Raw genomic sequence first — 2,274 nt, 5'->3', positions numbered from 1 at the left:
GTAACCACCTTATTTTCCATAATTAACACCGTACTATAGGAGTCCAAGGAAGTTTTCGTAGCTTGCTTCACGTACTCTTGATGATTACCTTTTGAAAGTAATACAAAATTCTCATCACGATCCATCCACTTAAAGCGTATGCCTCGTTTCACCGCAGCCTTTAAGAGTAGTTGGGTTGATAATTCGAGATCCTCATATCCTGCAAAACGGTATCCATTTTGAATACTGTCCTGAGCGTATGTTTTTGCTTTTTCCAAATGGTATGTCAGATAAGATGATTTTTGAATGTCGGACTTCACCCTGGATGCAACATTCAACTCCGTATGAAGAATTTTTTGCTTTTCACCGTCCAGAATGTGCTGATAATCCTCATTCTTAGGAAACAAAAGCTGCACCATATCCTTCATCTCATCGATAACAGCGAGTGCCATTTCCTCCATCGTGAGTTGACTATATTCAGGCTCGTTTAAATAGCCTTTGATACCTTCCATTATCACCTGATCTTGGTTAACATCAGCTATCCTTTGGTCTTCCTCATGGAAGGATTCATCCACTTTAAGCAGCATAAAGAGAATAAACAAATGTATAAAATGCATCATTTCTTTACTTATTCCAATCTTATGAAGTGGATTGATATCCATAAATCGAAGCTCCAAGTATGCTACTCCATCTTCCACAAGTTCTTGGCAGGGATTGATCCCCTTAGCGGTTTTTAAGCGAATGGGGCTGTAAAATTCCTTTACGCTTAGTAATTCATTCTGTTGAATCAACTTGTTTAAATCATGAACATACTCTTTGGCCGAATTAAAAGAAACATAATACGATTTTTCGTTCCGATAGCCACACATACTATTCCGAAGTGAGTTCATGATCGGAAAATAATAACTTTTATTATCATGGGAATCCGCCAAGTTAACACATTGCTCCATATAGGTATTATCAAAAACAGGACTTGCTCCTGTTAGATAGATGAGCAGCCATCGATACCTCATCAAGTTACGAGCTACTTTAAAATAAATCGCATCTTTGAACTCCTTAAAGTCTTTGTGCCGCTGACCGGTCTCATATAGCTTTTTAAGAAATTTCTCATCAAACGAGAAATTATAATGAATTCCACTTAACAATTGTCTTTTACGACCATACTTATCCGCTAATTCACTTCGATAGTCGTCTGCGATGGGATCGCTCATTTTGGCAATAGGTATTTCTTTCTCTTCGGGTAACATGGGTGGATTACTGCTTGGCCACAAATACTCTCCTTCCAATTCCACAGAAACAATATCTTGCAAGGCTTCCATGAAATCATAAGTCTCCTCAATCGACTCGAAGGTGGGAGTTATCATCTCGATTTGACTCTCTGAGAAATCAGTTTGAATATAAGGGTTTTCCTTCTTGCTTCCAAAACCCTTCGGGTGGGGTGTCAGTGCAAGTTTTCCATCTTGGTCGACCCGTACATTTTCTTTTTCTAAACCGAAATGACCTCGAAGAAGATCATTTTGAAGTGCATGGTCTATTACAACCTGTATAAGTTCACGATTCAACAAATTCATGTTTATGACCGTCCTTTGGCCTTGTTGATTAAGTAATTGCAAGCGATTTATGAATACTGCGCAAAGACTTTCTAAACCAGATAACCAAAATGATCCCCTTAAAAACACTACTTAGCGCTATCGCCATCCACACCCCATTTAAACCAAACGGTTCAGATAAGAGCAAAGCCAAGGGTATTCTTAGCGCCGTAAATAAAATACTGAAGATCGGAGGGATATGTGTTTTACCAATACCGTTAAACGCACCAACGGTCATCAGTTCCATACACATGAATAATTGGGAGAACCCGATAATTCGCATATAGTCTTCTCCGAGCTTCATACTCGTATCATCAGATAGAAACAGCGAAAAGAGTTGCTGAGGAAACAAAATGAATACGAGCGAAATGAAAGTGCCAAATATGGAAGTCAACAGCAACGCTTTTCGATAACCCTGCTGAATTCGATCCAATCGACGTGCTCCGTAATTTTGTCCGAAAAAGGCCGCGATAGCCCCTTGTAGACCACCGATCGTCATATAGGAGATCGATTCAATTTGAATGCCAACTTTTTGAACCGCAATGGCATCAGCCCCCCACCTTACAATAATCTTAGCGATAATGATCGAAATGATCGTAAAGGTGACCCGTTGAATCGTAATCGGAACTCCCAATCGGATAACTTCTTTCATGAGACGATTGTTCCAGACCGATTGCTTAGAGATCATTTCTAAGTTTTTCGTTTT

Annotated in this window: 2 protein-coding genes; both read right to left on the bottom strand. The window is 39.4% G+C overall.

The genetic code is table 11. The features are described 5' to 3' along the window. On the bottom strand, nucleotides 1-1,550 hold a 1,550-nt coding region (gshAB, locus tag ACPV3A_RS37555), incomplete at its 3' end, for a bifunctional glutamate--cysteine ligase GshA/glutathione synthetase GshB (RefSeq protein WP_426204985.1). A 28-nt stretch (nucleotides 1,551-1,578) separates the two neighbouring features. Next, on the bottom strand, nucleotides 1,579-2,274 hold a 696-nt coding region (locus tag ACPV3A_RS37550; protein WP_426204983.1), incomplete at its 5' end, for an MATE family efflux transporter.

Origin of the sequence: Paenibacillus sp. Dod16, assembly GCF_049893405.1 — a bacterium.
Taxonomy (GTDB): domain Bacteria; phylum Bacillota; class Bacilli; order Paenibacillales; family Paenibacillaceae; genus Paenibacillus_AQ.
The sequence above is the reverse complement of the archived record's forward strand: the minus strand, read 5'-3'. Positions and strand labels throughout refer to the sequence as shown.